Below are 19,062 nucleotides of genomic sequence, written 5' to 3'. Positions count from 1 at the left end.
GAGGATCATGGCAACACTTGCCAAACCGACCGACGCGCCGGAGCTCGACACCGGCTCGCTCGACATTCGTCCGATGACGCCTGCGATCGGCGCGGAAATCCACGGCATCGATCTCGGTGCCAAGGACACCGCCAATTGCATTCCGGAAATCCGTGCTGCATTGCTCAGGCACGGGGTAATCTTCTTCCGCGATCAGGACCTGACGCAGGAACAGCACATCGCCTTCGCGCGGCATTTCGGCGAGCTCGAAATCCACCCGGCGACACCGGCAGACCAGCCGAACCCCGAAGTCCTGCGCATCGTGCACGGGCCCAAGAGCAAGGGGCAGGAAAACAACTGGCATTCCGATGTCACCTGGCGCGAATGCCCGTCGCTCGGGTCGATCCTCCTTGCGCGCGAAGTGCCTGAGGTCGGCGGCGACACGCTGTTTGCCAACATGAACCTCGCTTACGAGCGGCTGAGTCCGAAAATGCGTGAGTTCTGCGAAGGACTTACCGCCGTTCACGACATCGCGCGGGTTTTCGCGCGCCGTCTCGGCAAGGCACCGGAGGAACTGCACGAGAAATACCCGCCGATGCGCCATCCGGTCATTCGCACCCACCCCGAAACCGGCAAGCCGACGATCTACGTAAACACTGGTTTTACCAGCCATATCGAAGGGTTGAGCGACAAGGAGAGCCGTTGGCTGCTCGCCCATCTCTATGCGACCGCCGCCGATCCCGAAATCCAGTGCCGTTTTCGCTGGAAAGCGGGCTCGGTCGCCTTCTGGGACAACCGTGCATGCCAGCATCTCGCGGCAAGCGACTATTTCCCCGAGCGCCGGGCGATGGAGCGTGTCACGATTGCAGGCGACAAACCGTATTTCCGCAAGGGCGAATAGAGCCCCGATTTTAGCGAAATAGTAACCATGGAGCACCTAGGCATCCCGTATGGCGATGTCAGGTTTCCTCAAGAATATTTCGGGCCGTAGCGGCGCGTCCGCTGGCGTGAGCGCTGATCTGCGTTCGCGCGTGCTCGACCAGTTCGAGGAAGCGGGCATCGGCTGGGTCTGGGCAACCGACAGCGACGGCAAGCTGTGCTACCTGTCCGAACGGGCAGCCGCGTCGCTCGACCAGGAGGTCGGCGCTTTGCTCGGCCATCCGATCGAAGACGTGTTCGAGGTCGACGAGGAAAACCCCGACCAGCAGGGCGTCCGCCCGCTCAAGTTCCAGGTCAAGGGCCACAAGAAAATCCGCGAGCAGGTCGTGCGTTTCGCGCTCGGCAAGAGCAAGCAGGACGTGCGGCAGGTCTGGTGGTCGATCACCGGCTATCCGGTCCAGGACGCATCCGGCAATTTCGAAGGATATCGCGGCAGCGCAGTCGATGTGACCCGCGAATACGAGCGCAAGCTGGCGGATTCGCGGCTTGCCGAATTCGACTCGCTGACCGGCCTTGCCAATCGCCATACGATCAACAAGCAACTCGACGGCACGCTCGCCGCCTACAAGAGCTCGGGCCGCAGCTGTGCGCTGCTGATGCTCGACCTCGACAAGTTCAAGCGCGTCAACGACACGCTGGGCCACCAAGCCGGTGACGAGCTTCTCCAGCAGGTTGCCGAGCGCCTGACCAACATCGTCGGCAAACAGGGCACCGTCGCACGTCTCGGCGGCGATGAATTCCAGGTCATGGTCCCCGACCAGGACGACCGCGGCGCGCTGGGCGAACTTGCGCAGAAGATCATCCAGATCCTGTCGCAGCCCTATTCGCTCGACGAGGGCAAGCGCGCCATCATCGGCACCTCGGTCGGTGTCGCGATCGCCCCGTTCGACGGCGACACGCGCGAGAACCTGACCCGCAGCGCCGACCTTGCGCTCTACGCCGCAAAGAATGGCGGGCGCGGCCAGTACCGTTTCTATTCCTCCGACCTCAAGGACGAGGAAGAAGTGCGCCAGCTGATGCTGGACGACCTGCGCATCGCTCTCGAGGAAGGCCAGCTCCTGCTGCATTACCAGCCGGTCGTTTCGGTCAAGACCGGCAATGTCGTGTGCCTCGAAGCACTGATGCGCTGGGAGCATCCCGACCGCGGCTTCATCAGTCCCGGACAGTTCATCCCGGTCGCGGAAGACAGCGATCTCATTAACAACCTCGGCGAATGGGCGCTGCGCACCGCATGCGAAGCGGCACTCAATTGGCCGAAAAGCGTGCGCGTTGCAGTCAACGTCTCGGCAGTCCAGTTCGCCAATCCGGGCTTCCCGAACGTGGTCGCCAACGTGCTCGCCCATTCGGGGATCGAGCCGGACCGCCTCGAACTCGAACTGACGGAAAGCATCTTCGTCGGCGATAGCGACGAGACCGAGCGCACCTTCAAGAACCTGAAGGACCTCGGCGTGCGGCTCGCGCTCGACGATTTCGGTACAGGCTATTCCTCGCTCAGCTACCTGCGCGCCGCTCCGTTCGACAAGATCAAGGTCGACAAGAGCTTCGTCGACAGCTGTACCCAGAAGGACAAGAACAGCGCCAAGATCATCGCCGCCATCGTCGGCCTGTCGAACGCGCTCAACATGGAAACGACGGTCGAAGGCGTCGAAGCGTTCGACCAGCTCGAAGTGGTCAAGGAAAAGGGCGCCAAGCTCGTCCAGGGCTTCATCTATTCCAAGCCGCTGCCGGTCGAGGAAATCGACCGCCGGCTTGCTTCGGGCGAATTCAAGATCGAGCCGGACGGCCCCGATGTTTATCGCCCCGACCGCCGCTCGGTCTTCCGCCGAGTGGGCGCGATCCACGAGGATTATTACTACAACGCGGTGATGCGCGACCTCTCGCGCAATGGCGCAGGGCTCGAGGGCATCGTCGGGCTGGAACCGGGCGTGCAGCTCGTCCTCGACATGGGCGAAGGCCAGCTTGCGGTGTGCACCGTCATGCGCGTCAAGGGCAGCGAGTTCGGCGTCGAATTCGAAACCCCGCTCGTCAGCGACGGCGCCGGGGGCCTGTGCACCCGTCACCGCGTTTCACGCTACACCATCGCGGCCGCTGGCCTGCCAGCGAAGCCGGGTACTGCCGGCCCGACCGAGGGCAAGCGCGACGAATCCCGGCCCCAGTTCATGGAAGTTTCCGTCGGCGGCCTGAGCTAAGCCACTCGACACATCGCCAGTGCCTGCTAACCAGTCTCGAAACGAAACTGGGGAGACAGCATGTCCGGCACGCAGATGAATTATGACGAAGTGGTCATGGGACGCCGCAGCATTCGCGGCTATCTCGACAAGCCGGTGCCGCAGGAACTGATCGAGGAAGTGCTCGAACTCGCTATGCGTTCGCCCTCCTCGATGAACACCCAGCCCTATCATTTCCATGTCATCACCGGCGAACCGCTCGACCGGATCCGCAAGGGTAACACGGAAAACATTCTCGCCGGGGTTCCCGACAGCCGCGAATTCCGGCGCGGGCACCCGTTCCAGGGCGTTCACCGCGAACGCCAGGTCGGCTGCGCCATCCAGTTGTTCGAGGCGATGGGCATCGAGCGCGACGACAAGGAAAAGCGGCAGGACTGGGTCCTTCGCGGTTTTCGCCAGTTCGATGCGCCGGTGTGCGTTATCGTAACCTACGACAAGGAACTCTCCGACAGCGACGATACCGCTTTCGATTGCGGCGCGGTCACGACGGCACTCGTCAATGCGGCCTGGAGCCGCGGGCTCGGCTGCGTGATCAATTCGCAAGGCATCATGCAGTCGCCCGTCGTGCGCGAACATGCGAATATCCCGGACGACCAGGTGATCATGAAAGCGGTCGCCATGGGTTGGCCCGACCCTGATTTCCCGGCAAACCCGGTGAAGATCACCCGCCGTGAAGTTTCGGAGGCGGCGCGCTTCGTGGGTTTTCCACCACAGTAGGTAACGCAGCGCTCCATTCGACCCGAGAATGTCGCGCGAATACAAACTACATATAATTGAGAAGATTATGCTCCCTGCCGAATTCTAGGGGAGCACTTGATGAAACCGATGAAACTGGTGGGCGCCGCCTTGCTGGCGCTGACTGTTGCTGCGTGCGGCGGCGAAGGATCGAGCCCGCCACCGACCGGCGGCGGTGGCGGCAGCACGAGCGGCGGCGGATCCGGCGGCGGGTCGAGCGGCGGCGGCACGCCTGCGCCGAGCCCGACATATGCGAAATTTGCCGAGCTAACCGGTACGCAGACTTTCCGCACCTCCTGTGCGGGCGTCGAGTTCGTCGGCCCGCAGCGATCGGCGATCCCTGCCGCTCCGTTCGGACAGGGCGTGACCCTCACCTCTAACCGCGATGCGCCTGCATTCGACATCCAGTCCGACGGACTTGGCCTGACTTCGGCAGGCTTCACCCTGTCATTTTCGGCCGCCGACCGCGATGCCAGCACCGATCCGGCGCTCGAGATCTTTGCCAAGGTCAACGGCAACGGCTTCACCGAGCGCTTCTCCAGCTTTTCACCCACCAACTCTTCGAGTTCGAGGCTCGAATACGGGCGTTTCGGCCAGATCGTTGCCCAGACACCGAACGGGCTGGCGAACATGTATTGCGCATTCGGCGTTCCGACCGAACTCAACGACAGCCCATCGTCGAATATCGAATTTGCTGAAACCAGGTTCTACGGCTCGGTATACGTGATCCAGAACGCCGGGGCCGGCCCCACCACGTCATATGCCATCAGCAACTCGACCTCGCGCCTGACCGCCAACCCGACCACGGGCGAGATCGACGTAACGCTCGAAATCAAGGGCCGCGAGATCCTCAATGGCGGTGGCACGTCGAGCACCGTGACCGATCTCGGCACCTTCACCGGCAGTACGGGCATCGATGGCTCGACCCAGAACTTCGACGACGTGCTGGTCGATTCGAGCAACACGGTCGCGGGGACTTTCGCCGGCTGGTTCTTCGGCCCGCAGGGTAATGAGTTCGGCTACGCCTTCTCGCTCAACACGCGCCGCGCGGACAGCAGCGACCTCGTCGTCGGCGGCGTCGTCTTCGGCAAGCGCTAGGCGAGCCCAACGACTCGCTGCCGCACGAGCGGTAGCTGGTCGTTGCCGAAATACATGTGCTCCCCGTCGACGAAAATCGTCGGGGAGCCGAATGCCCCGCGCTCGATCGCCTCGTCGGTGTTGGACCGCAGGCGATCCTTGATCGGCTGGCTCGCGGCCTGTGCGCCAATCGCGGGCCCGTCGAAGCCCGCCTCGCTCGCGACCGCCGCCAATTCGGCCGGGTCGTCGAGATTGCGGGCGTCGGTGAAATAGGCCTCGAATGCAGCTTGCGCGAAGGCCTCCAAAGCCTGCTGGTCGTCCTCCAGCGCGCAGCAGAAGCGCATCGCATGGAACGACTTCAATGGGTGGTATTCGGACGGAAAGTTCATCGCGACACCAGCCAGCTCGGCCCATTGCTTGAGCCAGCCGAAGCTGCGCGCCAGCCGCGCAGCGTTCTCCGGCTTGCGGCTTTCATAGACGGCCGGGTTTACGGCATTGAACACCCCGCCGACGAGAAACGGACGCCAGACCAGCTCGTAGTCGAGGCCATCCAGCGTCTTGCGAATGTTCGCGAAAGCGAGCCGCGTCCACGGGCTCGACAGGTCGAAGAAGAACTCGACTTTGACGCTCATTGCGCCTGCCCTCCCCCGCCGAACAGGTTCTTGCGTGTCTCGGGATCCATCTCGCCGCTGCGCTGCAACTCGCTCCCCAGCGCGACGCCGCGCCGCAGCCCTTCCCGCTCTTTGAGCGCATCATACCAGCGCTTCACATGCGGGAAGTCTGCGAGCGGAATGCCCTGCGCCTTCCAGGTGCGAACCCAGGGGAAGCACGCCATGTCGGCGACGGTGTATTCGGGCCCGGCGATATATTCTTCGCGCGAAAGCTGCCCGTCCATCACGCCGTAGACGCGCAGTGCCTCGCGGTGGAAGCGGTCGATCGCGTAGGGCAGCTTCTCCTGCGCATAGAGGTGGAAGTGCCCGTGCTGCCCGAGCGTCGGGCCGAGGTGGCCGACCTGCCAGAACAGCCACTGGCGCACTGCGGAGATACCGCGGACATCCCTGGGCAGGAACTGTCCCGACTTCTCCGCGAGATAGAGCAGCACCGCGCCGGATTCGAAGATCGTCAGCGGCCCGCCTCCATCCGCCGGCGCGTGGTCGGTGATCGCGGGTATGCGCCCGTTTGGATTGATCGCGAGGAATTCTTCCGTGTGCTGGTCCCCGGCCCCGAGGTTCACCCAGCGCGGTTCGTATTCGAGACCGCATTCCTCCAGCATGATCGCAACCTTCCAGCCGTTGGGTGCCGGTGCGGTAAAGAATTCGATCATGCGCTAGCCCTCTTCTGCCTTTCCCCGCAGCATCGGCAGGCCGCCTCGATTGCGCAAGAAAAAACCCCGGCAGCTTCGGGCCACCGGGGTTATCTCGTGTCGCAATGCGGGGCCTTCAGCGAAGGCTCACCACATTGTCTGCCTCCGGTTGCACGCGGCTGCCGTCGTAGAGGCTCATCATGGGGTCGTCGGCGACGAGGACCTGCTCGGCATTGCCGAAGCCGTTGAAGCCGGTCTTCATCGCAGTGCCATAGGCGCCGAGCATGCCGATCTCGATGTAGTCGCCGGCCTGGATGTCCGACGGCAGCGGGAACGGTCCCTGCATGAAGTCGGCATCGTCGCAGGTCGGCCCGTAGAAGGAGAAATCCATCTCCGGATCGCGCAGGTCGTCCTCGAGCGCCGCCAGCGGGAAGCGCCAGCCGACATGCGCCGCATCGTAGAGCGCGCCATAGGCGCCGTCGTTGATGTAGAGTTCTTCGCCCCGGCGCTTCTCGACCTTGACGATGAGCGAGGAATACTCCGCGCACAGCGCCCGGCCGGGCTCGCACCACAGCTCGGCGTTGTAGGCGATCGGGAGCGCCTCGAAATGCTTGGCGATGATGGCGAAGTAATCCTCCAGCGGCGGAGGCTCCATGCCCGGATAGATGCTCGGAAAACCGCCGCCGACGTCGATCACGTCGATCACGACGCTCGCCTCGGCAATCGCAGCGCGAACGCGGTCGAGCGCGGTGACATAGGCAAACGGCGTCATCGCCTGGCTGCCGACGTGGAAACACACGCCGAGCCAGTCGCAATGCTGGCGCACGGTCTGCAACAGTTCGGCTGCATCGGCGAGTTCCGCACCGAACTTGGCGGCGAGCGAAAGCTCCGAATATTCCGACGAGACGCGCATGCGCACGAGCAGGCGCAGGTCCTTCGCCGCATTGCCCTCTTCATCACGGCACGCGTCGACGATTTTCTCCAGCTCCTCGACCGTATCGAGGCTGAAGGTCTTCACACCGTGCGTGTGATAAGCCTCGCGAATGGCGCGCGGCGTCTTGACCGGGTGCATGAAGCACAGCGTGGCATCAGGCAGCGTTTCGCGCGCGAGGCGCACTTCGGCGATCGACGCGACATCGTAATGCGAAATGCCGTTGTCCCACAGGATCTGCAGCAGTTCGGGCGATGGATTCGCCTTCACGGCATAGAGCGACTTGCCCGGAAACTTCTCGTTGAAGAAGCGGGCGGCGCGCGCAGCGGCGTGCGGGCGGTTGAGGATGACCGGTTCGTCCGGCGCGAGATCGCGAACTACAGACCGAGCGTCAGGGTAGATGTGCAATTCAAGGGACCCCCAGAAGGTTTTAGTTTCTGACAAGGCTGCCTTGCGGTTAAGAGTCCCCGCCCTTTTCCAAGGGAGCGGCAGCGGAGGCGCGCATATAGGGCCTGATCGCTGAATCGCAAATCAAAAATGCGCTGTCTCACCCGCGGTCCTTGCCGTGGTTTTCAAGGAATCAACGCACTCAGGAAAGACGGTTCCGAAAATCCTCGTAATCGAAGGATTTGACCTGCTCCAAAGCGTCGGTTTCGCTGTCCCACAGCCAGATCGACGGGAGCGGTACACCGTTGAAAGTGTTGGTCTTCACCATCGAATAATGCGCCTGATCGAGGAACGCGATACGCTGCCCCGGCTCGCACGGAACCGGCAGGTGGTAATCGCCGATGACGTCGCCGGCGAGGCACGACGGACCGCCGAGGCGCACCGGGCTGTTACCGCTCTGCGGATTCTCGTGCAGCATTGCCGGGCGGTAAGGCGCCTCGATCACATCGGGCATGTGGCATGTCGCCGATACGTCCGTGATCGCGAAAGGCACCTCGTTCACGCCTGCATCGAGGATCGTGCCGACGAGAATCCCTGCGTCGAGCGCCACGGCCTCACCCGGTTCGAGATAGATTTCCGCCCCGGTGTCGTCCTTCGCATCCTTGAGGAACTCGACGAGCTCCTCGCGCTGGTAGTCGGCGCGGGTGATGTGGTGGCCGCCGCCCATGTTGATCCATTTGAGCTGGCCGAAATAGGGCTCGATCGCGTCGAACACCTTGTCCCATGTGCGATGCAGCGGCTCGAAGTCCTGCTCGCACAGATTGTGGAAGTGGATGCCGTCGATCCCTTCCATGTGTTCCGGCTCCAGCTGGTCGATCGGGAAACCGAGACGCGAGCCGGGCGAGGACGGATCGTAGCGCGGAACCTCGCCGGTCGGCACCTGCGGGTTGAGGCGCAGGCCGATGTCGAAGTCGCCCGAGGTGTGACGCGCCTGCTCGAGGATGAGCCGCGCTCGCTCGATCTGCTGCGGAGAATTGAAGATGACGTGGTCCGACAGGCGGCACACTTCTTCAAGCTCGTCCGGCTTGTAGGCGGCGCAATAGGTGCTGATCTCGCCATCATAGAATTCCGACGCAAGCCGAGCTTCCCACAGGCCCGAGGTGCAGACCCCGTCGAGATATTCGCCGATGATCGGCGCGACCGACCACATGCTGAAGGCCTTGAGCGCCGAAAGCATCTTGATGTCGGCCACGTCGCGGATTTCCGCGAGCACCTGCAGGTTCGCACGTAGCTTCGCCGCATCCACTACGAATGCGGGGCTGTCGACGCGATTGAGGTCGAAGTGGGCGAAAGCGCCCGGATCGCCGGCTTTGGTTTCCATCAGACTACAGCTTCCTAAACATGATCAGCGGATCGACAAGGCGATGGTCGCTCCGCCCCCCGGCCCGCCGACCGAGCCTATTCCTCGACAGGGGAGCAACGGATGAATTCGAAGGGCCCGCGTTCGCCCCATTGCACGACAAGGCGATCCTGGTCGGTCAAGGTCAGCACTTGCGGTTCGGTACCGGGGCCCATCGCAACCGAGATTTGACGCTCGCCGGTCCATTCATGCCCAACGGCAAGGCTCTGCCCGGCATCGGGCAGTCCGTTCGTGAACGTGCCGAATGTCACGTTGCCGACGAAGATACCGGTCTCCGGCACGCGCCGGTGCTTGCCGTCCACGCACATGGAATCGGTATAGGCCCAAAGGCCGCGAAACTCCGCCGGGATCGGCCCCTTGTAGGTGAATGCCTGGTCTTCGATCGCCGGCGCGGTCGTGGGGTCAGCCTGCAAGGAGCCTGCGCTCGCAACGAGCAGCAAAGCTCCAAGACTGCGGATCGCTCGCCCCATCAAAAGTCGACCGGGCCATCCAGTTCCTTCACCTGCCACGGCAGGCCATGCTCGTTGAGCATGTCCATGAAGGGATCGGGGTCCATCTGCTCCATGTTGAACACGCCGTCGCCTTCCCACTTGCCGGTCACCATCATGGCCGAGCCGATCATCGCGGGCACGCCGGTGGTATAGGAGACCGCCTGGTTGCCGGTTTCCTCGTAAGCCGCTTCATGGCTGCAGATGTTGTTGATGTAGAAAGTCTTTTCGCCCGAACCGTCGAGCGCTTCACCGGTGGCGATGACGCCGATGTTGGTGTTACCCTTGGTCGTTTCGCCCAGCGTTTCGGGCTTGGGCAGGACGGCTGCAAGGAACTGCAGCGGGATGATTTCCTTGCCCTTGTACTTGATCGGATCGATCCGCGTCATGCCAACGTTCTGCAGCACGGTGAGGTGCTTGATGTATTCATCGCCGAAGGTCATCCAGAAGCGCGCGCGCTCCATCTCCGGATTGAACTTGGCGAGGCTTTCCAGCTCCTCGTGATACATCATGTACATGTTCTTGGGGCCGACGCCTTCGAAGTCGAATTCCACCTTCTTCGCCATTGCCGGAGTTTCGACGAATTCGCCGTTCTCCCAGTGACGCGCGGGCGCGGTCACTTCGCGGATGTTGATTTCCGGGTTGAAGTTGGTCGCAAAGGCCTGGCCATGGTCGCCGCCGTTGCAGTCGAGAATGTCGAGCTGGCGGATGGTCTTGAGCTTGTGCTTCTTGAGCCACATGGTGAAGACGCTGGTGACGCCCGGATCGAAGCCCGAACCCAGCAGCGCCATCAGGCCGGCTTCCTTGAAGCGGTCGTGATAGGCCCACTGCCAGTGGTATTCGAACTTGGCATCGTCCTTGGGCTCGTAGTTGGCGGTGTCGAGGTAATCGACGCCCGCTTCGAGACACGCGTCCATGATCGGCAGGTCCTGGTACGGCAACGCGAGGTTGACGACCAGGCTCGGCTGGACCTTCTTGATGAGGTTGACCATCGCCGGGACTTCCTCGGCGTCGATCTCGTAGGTCTTCACGTCCACCCCAGCGCGCTCCTTCACGCTGGCGGCGATAGCGTCACACTTGGCCTTGGTACGGCTGGCGAGGTGGATATCGGTGAAAATGTCCTTGTTGAAGGCCATCTTGTGGACGCAGACGGAGCTGACGCCGCCGGCACCGATTACGAGAACTGTCGACATGGTTTGGTTTCTCCGGAAACGAATCTTGCACGCTCCTTAGTCGAATGCGCTAGGACCACAAAATGATCCGCACACCCACTCGCGACGGCGTACTCGAAGCCGCCCGCAAGATCGCCGATATCCTGCCGATGACGCCGCTGCTGCCGGTCGAGATCGACGGGCAGTCCTGCTGGGTGAAGGCGGAAAGCCTGCAACCTATCGGCGCCTTCAAGATACGCGGGGCGTGGCACCGGCTGTCTTCTCTTTCGCAGGAAGAACGCGAGGCAGGCGTCGTCGCGGTTTCGAGCGGCAATCATGCGCAAGGCGTCGCGTGGGCTGCGCGAAGGCTCGGCATCAAGGCCGCAATCGTGATGCCGCGCGATGCCCCCAAGGTGAAATTAGAGGCGACGCGCGCGCTGGGCGCGGAAATCGTGCTTTACGAACGCCCCGGCGAAGACCGCGACGAGGTTGCGGCGAAGCTTATCGAAGAGCGCGGTGGCATCCTTGTCCATGCGTTCGGCGATCCGTGGGTGATCGAGGGTCAGGGGAGCGCAGGCGTCGAGGTCGAAGCCCAACTCGGTCGCCAGCCCAGCCGTATCGTCGCCTGTTGCGGTGGCGGCGGGCTTGCCGCCGGGCTCGCCCTCGCTTGCCCCAATAGCGCGATCGTACCGGTCGAGCCGGAAGGGTGGGACATGGTCGGCCAGGCGATCGCAGCGGGCGAGATCGTGGAGGTCGGGCCAAACCCGCCGCGCACGATCTGCGACGCCTTGCAGCCGACCGCGACCAAGCCGATCAACCTCTCCGTCCTGAAAGACCGCTCGGATCCGGGCGTGACGGTGACGGAAGATGAAGTGCGCGCCGCCCAGCGTTTCGCGTTCGACCGGATGCATCTCGTCGTCGAGCCCGGCGGTGCCGCAGCCCTTGCAGCCGCGCTCGCCGGGAAGGTCCCGCTCGACGAGCACACGGTGATCATGGTCACCGGCGGCAATACCGACGCCGACAGCTTCGCCAGGGTCATCACCGACCGCTAGGTTGCGTTTGACAATCCTCCCCCCGCTCGCCACCACTTGCCGTCAACGAAATGGAGGGGGAATCCATGCAGGCACAAATCCTTGCACCCGCGGCCGTGCTGGTCGTCTGGTCGATCATCATGCTGTTCTGGATGGCCGGAACGCGGCTTCCGGCGATTTCGAAGGCGGGCACCGGCCTCGCTGACGCGAAGCCCGGTGGCCGGGGACAGGACCTCGAAGGGGTCATTCCCGACAAGATCAACTGGAAAGCGCATAACTACGCCCACCTGATGGAGCAGCCGACCCTGTTCTATGCGACCGTGGTGATCCTCGCGATCATGGGTGCGGGCCAGTGGGACGTGCTTTTCGCATGGGCCTACGTCGCACTGCGCATCATCCATTCGATCTGGCAGGCGACGGTCAACGTCGTGAAAGTGCGCTTCCTGCTGTTCCTGATCTCGACGATCGCCCTCACCATTCTCGCCGTTCGCGCGCTGATCGCGACGCTGTTCCATGATCCCGGAGTTCTCGGATGACCTATCTCGAATCGCAAATTCTCCAGCCGCTCGTGGCGCTCATGATCTGGACCATGATCATGTGGGTCTGGATGTATGCGACGCGCATTCCCGCGATGTCGAAATCACCCGACATTTCCGACCCGACCAAGCTCGTCGGCTCGACCGGCGCGAGCCTGCGCGCGGCGCTTCCGGAGAAGGTCAGCTGGAAGGCGGACAACTACAACCACCTGCACGAACAGCCGACGCTGTTCTACGCGGTCGCGCTGGTGCTGGCGATCACCGGTCACGGCGACGGCCAGCACGCGCTACTGGCGTGGATCTATGTCGGCCTACGCGTCGCGCACTCGCTGGTGCAGGTCACGGCGAACAAGGTAATGGTGCGCTTCGTGCTCTTCGCCCTGTCGAGCGTCGTGCTGATCGCGATGATCTTCCACGCCGCGACGGTGGTGTTCGGTTACATCGAGTAACCGCTCACTCAGCCGCCTGCGCTTCCTCCCTGGCGAAATCCATCGTCTGGAGGAAGCGCTCGGCGTCCAGTGCAGCCATACAGCCAACGCCCGCCGCGGTGACGGCCTGGCGATAGGTATGATCCATCACATCGCCCGCCGCGAAGACACCCGGTAGCGAGGTCTTCGGCGTGCCCGGTTCGACCAGCAAATAGCCGGTCTCGTCCATCGGCAGCTTGCCCTTGAACAGCTCGGTCGAGGGCGCATGGCCGATGGCGACGAAAGCGCCGTCGACTTCCAGCGTCGAGGTTTCGCCCGTCTCGGTATCCTTGAGAACGAGATGCGAGAGCGTGCCGTTTTCGCCAGCTTCGAAGCTGACCACCGTCTTGTTCCACAGGGTCGAGATCTTGTCCGAGGCGAACAGGCGTTCCTGCAGGATCTTCTCCGCGCGCAGCTCGTCGCGGCGGTGAATCAGCGTCACGTCGTCGGAGTGGTTCGTCAGGTAGAGCGCTTCCTCGACCGCGGTATTGCCGCCGCCGATCACAGCGACCTTCTTGCCGCGGTAGAAGAAGCCGTCGCAGGTCGCGCAGGCGCTGACGCCCTTGCCGCCCAGTTCCTGCTCACCCGGAACGCCGAGCCACTTGGCCTGCGCGCCGGTCGCGATGACCAGCGTGTCGCCGATGTATTCGTCGCCGCTGTCGCCGATCGCGCGCCACGGCGGACCGCTTTCGAGATCGACCTCGACTATCGTGTCCCACATCATGCGCGTGCCGACATGCTCGGCCTGCGCTTTCATCTCTTCCATCAGCCACGGGCCCTGGATCACGTCGCGGAAGCCGGGATAGTTCTCGACATCGGTGGTGATCGTCAGCTGGCCGCCGGGCTGGAGGCCCTGCACCACGATCGGCTCGAGCATAGCGCGTGCGCCGTAGATCGCCGCGCTGTAGCCAGCCGGGCCGGAGCCGATGATGAGCATCTTGGTGCGATGGGTAGCCATGGAATTATCGCCTTCTCGGTATTCGTTTCAGTGACCCAATCTGGTCACGCTTCGACGAGGTGCAAGCGCAGCGCCTCGCGCCTTTCTTCGTCCACTCCAAGCACGTCTTTCAGGAAAGCGTCGAGGGAGCCGTATTCCGCTTCCACAGCTTTGCGCATCGCGGCGAGATAGCGCTCGTCGACGCCCATCAGCACGCGGATGGTATCGTCGCTGATATTGCCCCACTTGTCGCGCACCGCGACCGCGCCTGCGGCAACGCGGGCTTCGATGTTGCCGGCTGTGTTGGTGAGGAGGAAGTCCTCCATCGCATCGTCCCAATGCACGCCGAGCGTATGATGCAGCAGCGCGACCGCCATTCCTGTGCGGTCCTTGCCGGCGAGGCAGTGGACGAGCGAGGCCCCCTCCCCCTTGGACAGTGCATCGAAATAAAGCCGCATGACATGGAGCACCGGCTCGCGCTGCGGAAGGCGCGAATAGAGCGCTTCCATCTTGGCATGAGCGCTCTCGACATCGAGCACGCCCTCGGCCGCTTCGACATGCGGAGCAAGCGCGGCGGTCTCGCCATCGTAGAACAGGACCTGCGCTCCGAAATCCTCGTGCCTGCGGCAGGGATAGCTGGTGCGCTCGCTGCGCCCGCGAAAGTCGATTACGTGCTTCAGGTCCAGCTCGGCGATCCGGCCGAGGTCGTCCTCGGTCGCATCGACATGCTGCCCGGAGCGCCAGAGGACGCCGCGCTTCACACGGCCGCCGTTGGTCGTGACGTAGCCGCCGTAGTCGCGGAAATTGTGAACCCCTTCGAGGGGCAGAATACGGTCTTTGGACATGCGCAGGCTCGTGCCAGCCACCTGCCTGTGCGGCAAGCGGCTTTTCCTGTCCGGGGCACAAGCCAGCGGGGGTAGAACTACCTAACCCGTTCTTCAGCAACGCTTTTCGTGCCGCGGCTAGGACGGCATCCACCAGCAAACCAGCAGGAGCGTTCGAGCAATGGCCTATATCCTGATTGCCGACGATGACGAGATGATCGCCGAAATGGCAGCCGACGTGCTCATTTCGGCCGGGCACGCCTGCGGTTGGGTCACCGACGGGGCGCAGGCGCTGAAGCTGCTCGGCTGGCGCAGGCCCGATCTCATCCTGCTCGACCAGGACATGCCCGGTTTCAGCGGCAGCGAAGTGCTGCGAAAAATCAGGAGTTCGGCCAGCCTCTACGACCTGCCTGTCATGATGTTCACCGCCATGTCCGGTGCGCAGGACGAGGAGCAGGCGCTGTACCAGGGGGCGCAGGACTACATCCGCAAGCCGTTCGACAAGAAGTTCCTCGTCTGGCGCGTCAACCAGGTGCTGCGCGCCCGGGCGGAGCGACCCAAGCACCGCGACCTCAAGGACGTCATGCAGGAAAGTACGGGCCAGTACCGCGAGCCCGGCCGGTTCGATCGTCCGGTCTGCTAGCCGGCTCCGGCGAGGTCGCGCGTGAATTCCTCAGTCCACTGCTGGACGTTGTCGTCGCGCACCGTCTTGATCAGCGCTTCATAGCGGCGCTTGCGCTCTTCGAGCGGCATGTCGAGCGCTGTCCTGATCGCGTGGCTGATATCGTCACGGCTGTGCGGATTGACCAGCAGCGCCTCGGTCAGTTGCTCGGCAGCACCGGCAAAGCGCGACAGGATGAGGACGCCCGGGTCTTCGGGGTCCTGCGCCGCCACATATTCCTTCGCGACGAGGTTCATGCCGTCCCGCAAGGGCGTGACGAGGCCGATCTTCGCCGCGCGGTAGAAGCCGCACAGCTCGGCCAGCGAATGCCCCTTGTTGACGTAGCGGATCGGCACGATGTCGACTTCCGAGCGCGCGCCATTGATCTGGCCCGTTTTCTGTTCGAGCGTCGTGCGGATTTTCTGGTAGCTCTCGACATCCTCGCGGCTGGGCGGTGCGATCTGGATGAAAACGAGATCGCGCACCCTGTCGGGGTTCTGGTCAAAGAAGCGACCGATGCCGTCGAGCCTTTCGGGCAGTCCCTTGGAATAGTCGAGCCGGTCGACCCCGATCATCGCCGTACGGTGGCGCGTGCTCGAAAGCAGGCGCTGGCCCGCTTGCCGCGCCTCTCCCGTGTCCATCTGCGACTGCAAGTGGTCCCAGTCGATGCCGATCGGATAGGCGCGCGCATGGGTGACGCGCCCTTCGAACTCGATGCGCCCGGTCTCGTCATCGACTTCGGCGCCGAGTTCCTTGCCGCAATAGTGGAGGAAGCTTTCCAGCCAAGTTCGCGTCTGGAAACCGATCAGGTCGTATTCGAGCATCGTGCGGACCAGCCGCTCGTGATAGGGCAGCGATACGAACAGATTTGTCGGCGGCCACGGCGTGTGGAGGAAGAAGCCGATCCGGTTCTTCATGCCGCGCGAGCGCAAGCGCTCACCGAGCGGCAGCAGGTGGTAGTCGTGCACCCAGACGAGGTCGTCGTCTTCGACCAGCGGCGCGACGCTCTCGGCGAAACGTTCGTTCACGCGCTCATAGCCCTTGCCGAACTCGCGTTCGTATTCGGCAAGGTCGATCCGGTAATGGAACAGCGGCCAGAGCGTCGAATTGGCGTAGCCGTTGTAATATTCGTCGATGTCGCGGCTCGACAGGTCGATCGTCGCGGTGGTCACGCCGTCGCTGCGCTGCAGGTTGATATTGCCAGTGCCGCCTTCGCTCTGCTGGCCGGACCAGCCGAACCATACGCCGCCGAATTTCTTGAGCGCGGAATTGAGCGCGCCCGCCAGTCCGCCCTGCGCACCGGCAGCGCCTCTGGCCTTGGGCACGGCGACGCGGTTCGAGATGACGACGAGACGGCTCATTGAATTCCCCCTAGCGGATTTCGCTCCACGGTTTCGACAGCAGCCCCGCGCAGTTGATTACTCCTACGAGCGAGTAGGTCTGGGGGAAGTTCCCCCAAAGCTCGCCGGTTTCGAAATCGAGGTCCTCCGACAGCAGGCCCGACTTGGTCGAGTGCGACAGCATCGTGCGGAACAGCTCGCACGCCTCTTCATCACGGCCGGCAAGGTGCAGCGCCTCGATCAGCCAGAAGGTGCAGACGTTGAATGCGGTTTCCGGCAGGCCGAAATCGTCCTCGCTCGCATAGCGCAGCATGTGCTCGCCCCGGCGAAGGACCTTCTCGATCGCAGCGAAGGTCGATTTGAAGCGCGGGTTGTCGGGCGAGAGGAAGCGCAGCTCGACCATCTGCAGCAGGCTCGCGTCGAGATAATCGCTCTCGAAGCTGGCACCGTAGTGACCGCCCTCCTCGCCATTCTCGACCCAGGCTTCTTTCTCGATCTTCCCTGCGATCGCCGTAGCCCGTTCGCGCCAGAACTCCTCGCGGTCTTCCTTGCCGAGATAATGCGCGGTCGTCGCCAGCCGGTCGCAGGCGGCCCAGCACATTACGGCGGAATAGGTGTGAACTTCCTGCCGCGTGCGGAATTCCCACAGACCGGCATCGGGCTGGTCGTGCATCTTCCACGCCATCTCGCCGACCTGCTCGAGACCTTCGAAATCATGATCGTCGGCGACGCGCAGGAGGCGGGAATCGAGGAAGCTCTGCACGGTCGGCAAAACGATCTGGCCGTAGCAGTCGTGCTGCACCTGCTTGTAGGCGGCATTGCCCACGCGCACCGGGCCCATGCCGCGATAGCCGGCAAGGTGCGCCGCAGTCGTCTCGTTCAGTTCGCCCTCGCCCATGACCGAGTAGAGGGGCTGGATCTGCCCACCCTGCGCCGCGTCGATGATATTGCGCAGGTAAGCGAGATACTTCTCCAGCACGTCGAGCGCGCCGAGACGGTTCAGCGCCTGCACCGTGTAATAGGAATCGCGAATCCAGCAGTAGCGATAGTCCCAGTTCCGCTCGCTATTGGGCGCCTCGGGAATGGAAGTCGTGAGCGCGGCGACGATCGCGCCGGTTTCCTCGTGCTGGCACAGCTTGAGCGTGATCGCGCAGCGGATCACCTCTTCCTGCCACTCGAACGGAATGTGCAGACCGCGAACCCAATGGGTCCAGTATTTCGCGGTCTGGGCTTCCATCCGGCGCAGTTCTGAGCGGACATTGCCGACGAACGGTTCGTCCGGACCGAGGAAGAAATGCATATCCGCTTCGACCCGGAAGCTGCGGTTCTCCAGCAAATAGCCGATCGGCGCGTCGGTGCTGAGGCGCATGGCCTGCGGTCCGATCAGGTAGCGGATATGGTTCGTGCCATTGGTCGTATCGGCAAGCTGCGCACCGTAATTCTTCATCGGTCGCAGTGTGACCTTCAGGCGCGGTGTCCCGGCCACAGGGCGGACGATGCGAATGAACGCCACCGGGCGATACATCCGGCCCGAACGCTCGAAACGCGGGCAGAAGTCGGAGATTTCGACCGCGCTCCCATCCTCCGCCTCGAGCCGGGTAATAAGGATCGGCGTGTTGCGTTCGTATCGCTGCGTGGCGGAGACCTGCCCTTCGAGCTCGAACCGCCACACGCCGGCCTGCTGCTGGGCGCCATTGAGGAGCGAGCAGAACACCGGATCGCCATCGACGCGTGGAACGCAGCCCCAGACCAGGCCGCCCGCATCGTCTATCAGGCCGCTGACCTGGCAATTGCCAATCGGCCACAGCTCGAGGTTTGCCTGCCGCTCGCTCACAGATTCAGCCATGCATAAACATCCCTTACGTCCGACAGATGGAAACGCGCCCCTTCGCTTTCCCGTTCCCCGACCGCGATCCCGAAACCGCCAAGTGCGCTTGCCGCGCGAAAGCCGTCCTCGTCAGTCACGTCGTCGCCGACGAATATCGGGAGCGAGCCGCTGAATTCTGGCTCAGCCATGAAAGCCTCGACCGCGCCTGCCTTCGTCGCGCCGGGGCGGACGAATTCGACGACGCATTTGCCGAGCTTCAGTTCGAATTGCGTTTCGGCTGCAAGGTCGCGGCTTGCGTCGATGATCTGCTCGCCGAGATGCGGGGCCGAGCGATAGTGGATCGCCATGCCGTGGGTCTTGCGCTCGATATCCGCTCCGACCTCTCCTGCAATGCGCTCGATACGCCCGCGCAGCTCTTCGGGTATTCCCTCGGCTGAGTTGCCCAGCGTCGAACCATCGGGCCGTTGTCGGGCGATTCCATGCGAGCCGGCGATAGCGACAGCCATGCGCCCGGTATGGCCCGCGAGATCCTCCGGCGAACGCCCGCTTACGACCGCGAGCCGCCCGTCTAGCCTGCGCGCGAGATCTTCGAGCCGTAGGGACAGGTCGTCCGGCACCGCGATGCTGTCGGGGGTCGGCGCGATCTCTACCAGCGTGCCGTCGAAGTCGAGGAACAGGGCGACGCGCTCGCTCTCCCGCAACGCTGCGAAGTCCGGTGGCGGTGGGAGGTCGCGCGGATCGGCCATCGGAATCGAGCGATAGGCAAGCTACCGAGAGCGGTCAAAGGCGTTGCCGACAAA

The 19,062-nt window shown here is 63.3% G+C and carries 19 protein-coding genes; 8 read left to right on the top strand and 11 right to left on the bottom strand.

The features are described 5' to 3' along the window. The first annotated feature begins 7 nt into the window (after positions 1 to 7). From EO245_RS07680 to EO245_RS07665, 4 genes are all read left to right on the top strand, one after another. Positions 8 to 880, top strand: a complete 873-nt coding sequence (locus tag EO245_RS07680) for a TauD/TfdA family dioxygenase (RefSeq protein ID WP_128892371.1) — start codon at positions 8 to 10, stop codon at positions 878 to 880. 106 nt (positions 881 to 986) lie between these two features. Beyond that, on the top strand, positions 987 to 3,107 hold the full coding sequence (locus EO245_RS07675) for an EAL domain-containing protein (RefSeq protein ID WP_234026845.1): 2,121 nt from the start codon (positions 987 to 989) through the stop codon (positions 3,105 to 3,107). 60 nt (positions 3,108 to 3,167) lie between these two features. Continuing rightward, the gene (locus EO245_RS07670; protein ID WP_234026844.1) at positions 3,168 to 3,863 is read left to right on the top strand and encodes a nitroreductase; all 696 of its coding nucleotides are present in this window, start codon (positions 3,168 to 3,170) and stop codon (positions 3,861 to 3,863) included. Between the two features lie 99 nt (positions 3,864 to 3,962). Continuing rightward, positions 3,963 to 4,979, top strand: coding sequence for a hypothetical protein (locus EO245_RS07665; RefSeq protein WP_128892369.1), 1,017 nt, complete (start codon positions 3,963 to 3,965; stop codon positions 4,977 to 4,979). Here EO245_RS07665 and EO245_RS07660 read toward each other — a convergent pair. The 6 genes from EO245_RS07660 to EO245_RS07635 all read right to left on the bottom strand — a co-directional run bounded on the left by EO245_RS07660 (position 4,976) and on the right by EO245_RS07635 (position 10,680). After that, positions 4,976 to 5,590 (bottom strand): 2-hydroxychromene-2-carboxylate isomerase, encoded by a 615-nt coding sequence (locus EO245_RS07660; RefSeq protein ID WP_128892368.1) that lies wholly within the window; start codon positions 5,588 to 5,590, stop codon positions 4,976 to 4,978. The genes EO245_RS07665 and EO245_RS07660 overlap by 4 nt on opposite strands. Beyond that, entirely contained in the window at positions 5,587 to 6,282 is a 696-nt protein-coding gene (locus tag EO245_RS07655; protein ID WP_128892367.1) for a glutathione S-transferase N-terminal domain-containing protein, read from the bottom strand. The genes EO245_RS07660 and EO245_RS07655 overlap by 4 nt, the downstream gene beginning before the upstream one ends. A gap of 115 nt (positions 6,283 to 6,397) precedes the next feature. Beyond that, positions 6,398 to 7,600: a type III PLP-dependent enzyme gene (locus EO245_RS07650; protein ID WP_128892366.1), complete on the bottom strand. Its 1,203-nt coding sequence runs from the start codon at positions 7,598 to 7,600 to the stop codon at positions 6,398 to 6,400. 181 nt (positions 7,601 to 7,781) lie between these two features. After that, positions 7,782 to 8,960: a carboxynorspermidine decarboxylase gene (locus tag EO245_RS07645; RefSeq protein WP_128892365.1), complete on the bottom strand. Its 1,179-nt coding sequence runs from the start codon at positions 8,958 to 8,960 to the stop codon at positions 7,782 to 7,784. Between the two features lie 77 nt (positions 8,961 to 9,037). After that, positions 9,038 to 9,412: a hypothetical protein gene (locus tag EO245_RS07640; protein WP_128892364.1), complete on the bottom strand. Its 375-nt coding sequence runs from the start codon at positions 9,410 to 9,412 to the stop codon at positions 9,038 to 9,040. A gap of 56 nt (positions 9,413 to 9,468) precedes the next feature. After that, the gene (locus tag EO245_RS07635) at positions 9,469 to 10,680 is read right to left on the bottom strand and encodes a saccharopine dehydrogenase family protein (RefSeq protein WP_128892363.1); all 1,212 of its coding nucleotides are present in this window, start codon (positions 10,678 to 10,680) and stop codon (positions 9,469 to 9,471) included. A gap of 62 nt (positions 10,681 to 10,742) precedes the next feature. Here EO245_RS07635 and EO245_RS07630 point away from each other — a divergent pair, with 62 nt between their 5' ends. From EO245_RS07630 to EO245_RS07620, 3 genes are all read left to right on the top strand, one after another. Continuing rightward, positions 10,743 to 11,690, top strand: a complete 948-nt coding sequence (locus tag EO245_RS07630; RefSeq protein WP_128892362.1) for a threonine/serine dehydratase — start codon at positions 10,743 to 10,745, stop codon at positions 11,688 to 11,690. Positions 11,691 to 11,755: 65 nt separating this feature from the next. Then, positions 11,756 to 12,205: an MAPEG family protein gene (locus EO245_RS07625; protein ID WP_128892361.1), complete on the top strand. Its 450-nt coding sequence runs from the start codon at positions 11,756 to 11,758 to the stop codon at positions 12,203 to 12,205. Next, positions 12,202 to 12,654: an MAPEG family protein gene (locus EO245_RS07620; protein ID WP_128892360.1), complete on the top strand. Its 453-nt coding sequence runs from the start codon at positions 12,202 to 12,204 to the stop codon at positions 12,652 to 12,654. The genes EO245_RS07625 and EO245_RS07620 overlap by 4 nt, the downstream gene beginning before the upstream one ends. Before the next feature lie 4 nt (positions 12,655 to 12,658). Here EO245_RS07620 and trxB read toward each other — a convergent pair whose 3' ends face one another. After that, on the bottom strand, positions 12,659 to 13,630 hold the full coding sequence (gene trxB, locus EO245_RS07615) for a thioredoxin-disulfide reductase (RefSeq protein ID WP_128892359.1): 972 nt from the start codon (positions 13,628 to 13,630) through the stop codon (positions 12,659 to 12,661). A gap of 44 nt (positions 13,631 to 13,674) precedes the next feature. Further along, positions 13,675 to 14,454: a tyrosine-protein phosphatase gene (locus EO245_RS07610; RefSeq protein ID WP_128892358.1), complete on the bottom strand. Its 780-nt coding sequence runs from the start codon at positions 14,452 to 14,454 to the stop codon at positions 13,675 to 13,677. A gap of 160 nt (positions 14,455 to 14,614) precedes the next feature. Between EO245_RS07610 and EO245_RS07605 the strand changes: the two genes are divergently transcribed. Further along, positions 14,615 to 15,076 carry a response regulator transcription factor gene (locus tag EO245_RS07605; protein WP_128892357.1) on the top strand — a complete coding sequence of 154 codons (462 nt, stop codon included), beginning with the start codon at positions 14,615 to 14,617 and terminating at the stop codon, positions 15,074 to 15,076. Here EO245_RS07605 and otsA read toward each other — a convergent pair. From otsA to otsB, 3 genes are read right to left on the bottom strand one after another with little or no spacing between them, the layout of a single operon-like run. After that, positions 15,073 to 16,455: an alpha,alpha-trehalose-phosphate synthase (UDP-forming) gene (gene otsA, locus EO245_RS07600; protein ID WP_128892356.1), complete on the bottom strand. Its 1,383-nt coding sequence runs from the start codon at positions 16,453 to 16,455 to the stop codon at positions 15,073 to 15,075. The two genes, EO245_RS07605 and otsA, sit on opposite strands and share 4 nt — an antisense overlap. 10 nt (positions 16,456 to 16,465) lie before the next feature. Then, a complete protein-coding gene (locus tag EO245_RS07595) occupies positions 16,466 to 18,280 on the bottom strand; it encodes a glycoside hydrolase family 15 protein (RefSeq protein WP_128892355.1) in 1,815 nt (604 codons plus the stop codon). Further along, on the bottom strand, positions 18,265 to 19,008 hold the full coding sequence (gene otsB, locus EO245_RS07590; protein WP_128892354.1) for a trehalose-phosphatase: 744 nt from the start codon (positions 19,006 to 19,008) through the stop codon (positions 18,265 to 18,267). Before otsB ends, EO245_RS07595 begins: the two co-directional genes overlap by 16 nt. Positions 19,009 to 19,062 lie beyond the last annotated feature (54 nt).

The organism is Erythrobacter sp. HKB08, from assembly GCF_004114695.1.
In the GTDB taxonomy this organism is placed as follows: Bacteria; Pseudomonadota; Alphaproteobacteria; order Sphingomonadales; family Sphingomonadaceae; genus Parerythrobacter_A.
The sequence above is the reverse complement of the archived record's forward strand: the minus strand, read 5'-3'. Positions and strand labels throughout refer to the sequence as shown.

What these genes read in the sequence shown, in the direction of transcription:
- EO245_RS07625 (WP_128892361.1), top strand. Translation starts at nt 11,756, where the DNA reads ATGCAGGCACAAATCCTTGCACCCGCGGCCGTGCTGGTCGTCTGGTCG.
- otsB (WP_128892354.1), bottom strand. Translation starts at nt 19,008, where the DNA reads ATGGCCGATCCGCGCGACCTCCCACCGCCACCGGACTTCGCAGCGTTG.
- EO245_RS07630 (WP_128892362.1), top strand. Translation starts at nt 10,743, where the DNA reads ATGATCCGCACACCCACTCGCGACGGCGTACTCGAAGCCGCCCGCAAG.
- otsA (WP_128892356.1), bottom strand. Translation starts at nt 16,455, where the DNA reads ATGAGCCGTCTCGTCGTCATCTCGAACCGCGTCGCCGTGCCCAAGGCC.
- EO245_RS07645 (WP_128892365.1), bottom strand. Translation starts at nt 8,960, where the DNA reads ATGGAAACCAAAGCCGGCGATCCGGGCGCTTTCGCCCACTTCGACCTC.
- trxB (WP_128892359.1), bottom strand. Translation starts at nt 13,630, where the DNA reads ATGGCTACCCATCGCACCAAGATGCTCATCATCGGCTCCGGCCCGGCT.
- EO245_RS07605 (WP_128892357.1), top strand. Translation starts at nt 14,615, where the DNA reads ATGGCCTATATCCTGATTGCCGACGATGACGAGATGATCGCCGAAATG.
- EO245_RS07680 (WP_128892371.1), top strand. Translation starts at nt 8, where the DNA reads ATGGCAACACTTGCCAAACCGACCGACGCGCCGGAGCTCGACACCGGC.
- EO245_RS07665 (WP_128892369.1), top strand. Translation starts at nt 3,963, where the DNA reads ATGAAACCGATGAAACTGGTGGGCGCCGCCTTGCTGGCGCTGACTGTT.
- EO245_RS07635 (WP_128892363.1), bottom strand. Translation starts at nt 10,680, where the DNA reads ATGTCGACAGTTCTCGTAATCGGTGCCGGCGGCGTCAGCTCCGTCTGC.
- EO245_RS07660 (WP_128892368.1), bottom strand. Translation starts at nt 5,590, where the DNA reads ATGAGCGTCAAAGTCGAGTTCTTCTTCGACCTGTCGAGCCCGTGGACG.
- EO245_RS07620 (WP_128892360.1), top strand. Translation starts at nt 12,202, where the DNA reads ATGACCTATCTCGAATCGCAAATTCTCCAGCCGCTCGTGGCGCTCATG.
- EO245_RS07595 (WP_128892355.1), bottom strand. Translation starts at nt 18,280, where the DNA reads ATGGCTGAATCTGTGAGCGAGCGGCAGGCAAACCTCGAGCTGTGGCCG.
- EO245_RS07655 (WP_128892367.1), bottom strand. Translation starts at nt 6,282, where the DNA reads ATGATCGAATTCTTTACCGCACCGGCACCCAACGGCTGGAAGGTTGCG.
- EO245_RS07670 (WP_234026844.1), top strand. Translation starts at nt 3,168, where the DNA reads ATGTCCGGCACGCAGATGAATTATGACGAAGTGGTCATGGGACGCCGC.
- EO245_RS07610 (WP_128892358.1), bottom strand. Translation starts at nt 14,454, where the DNA reads ATGTCCAAAGACCGTATTCTGCCCCTCGAAGGGGTTCACAATTTCCGC.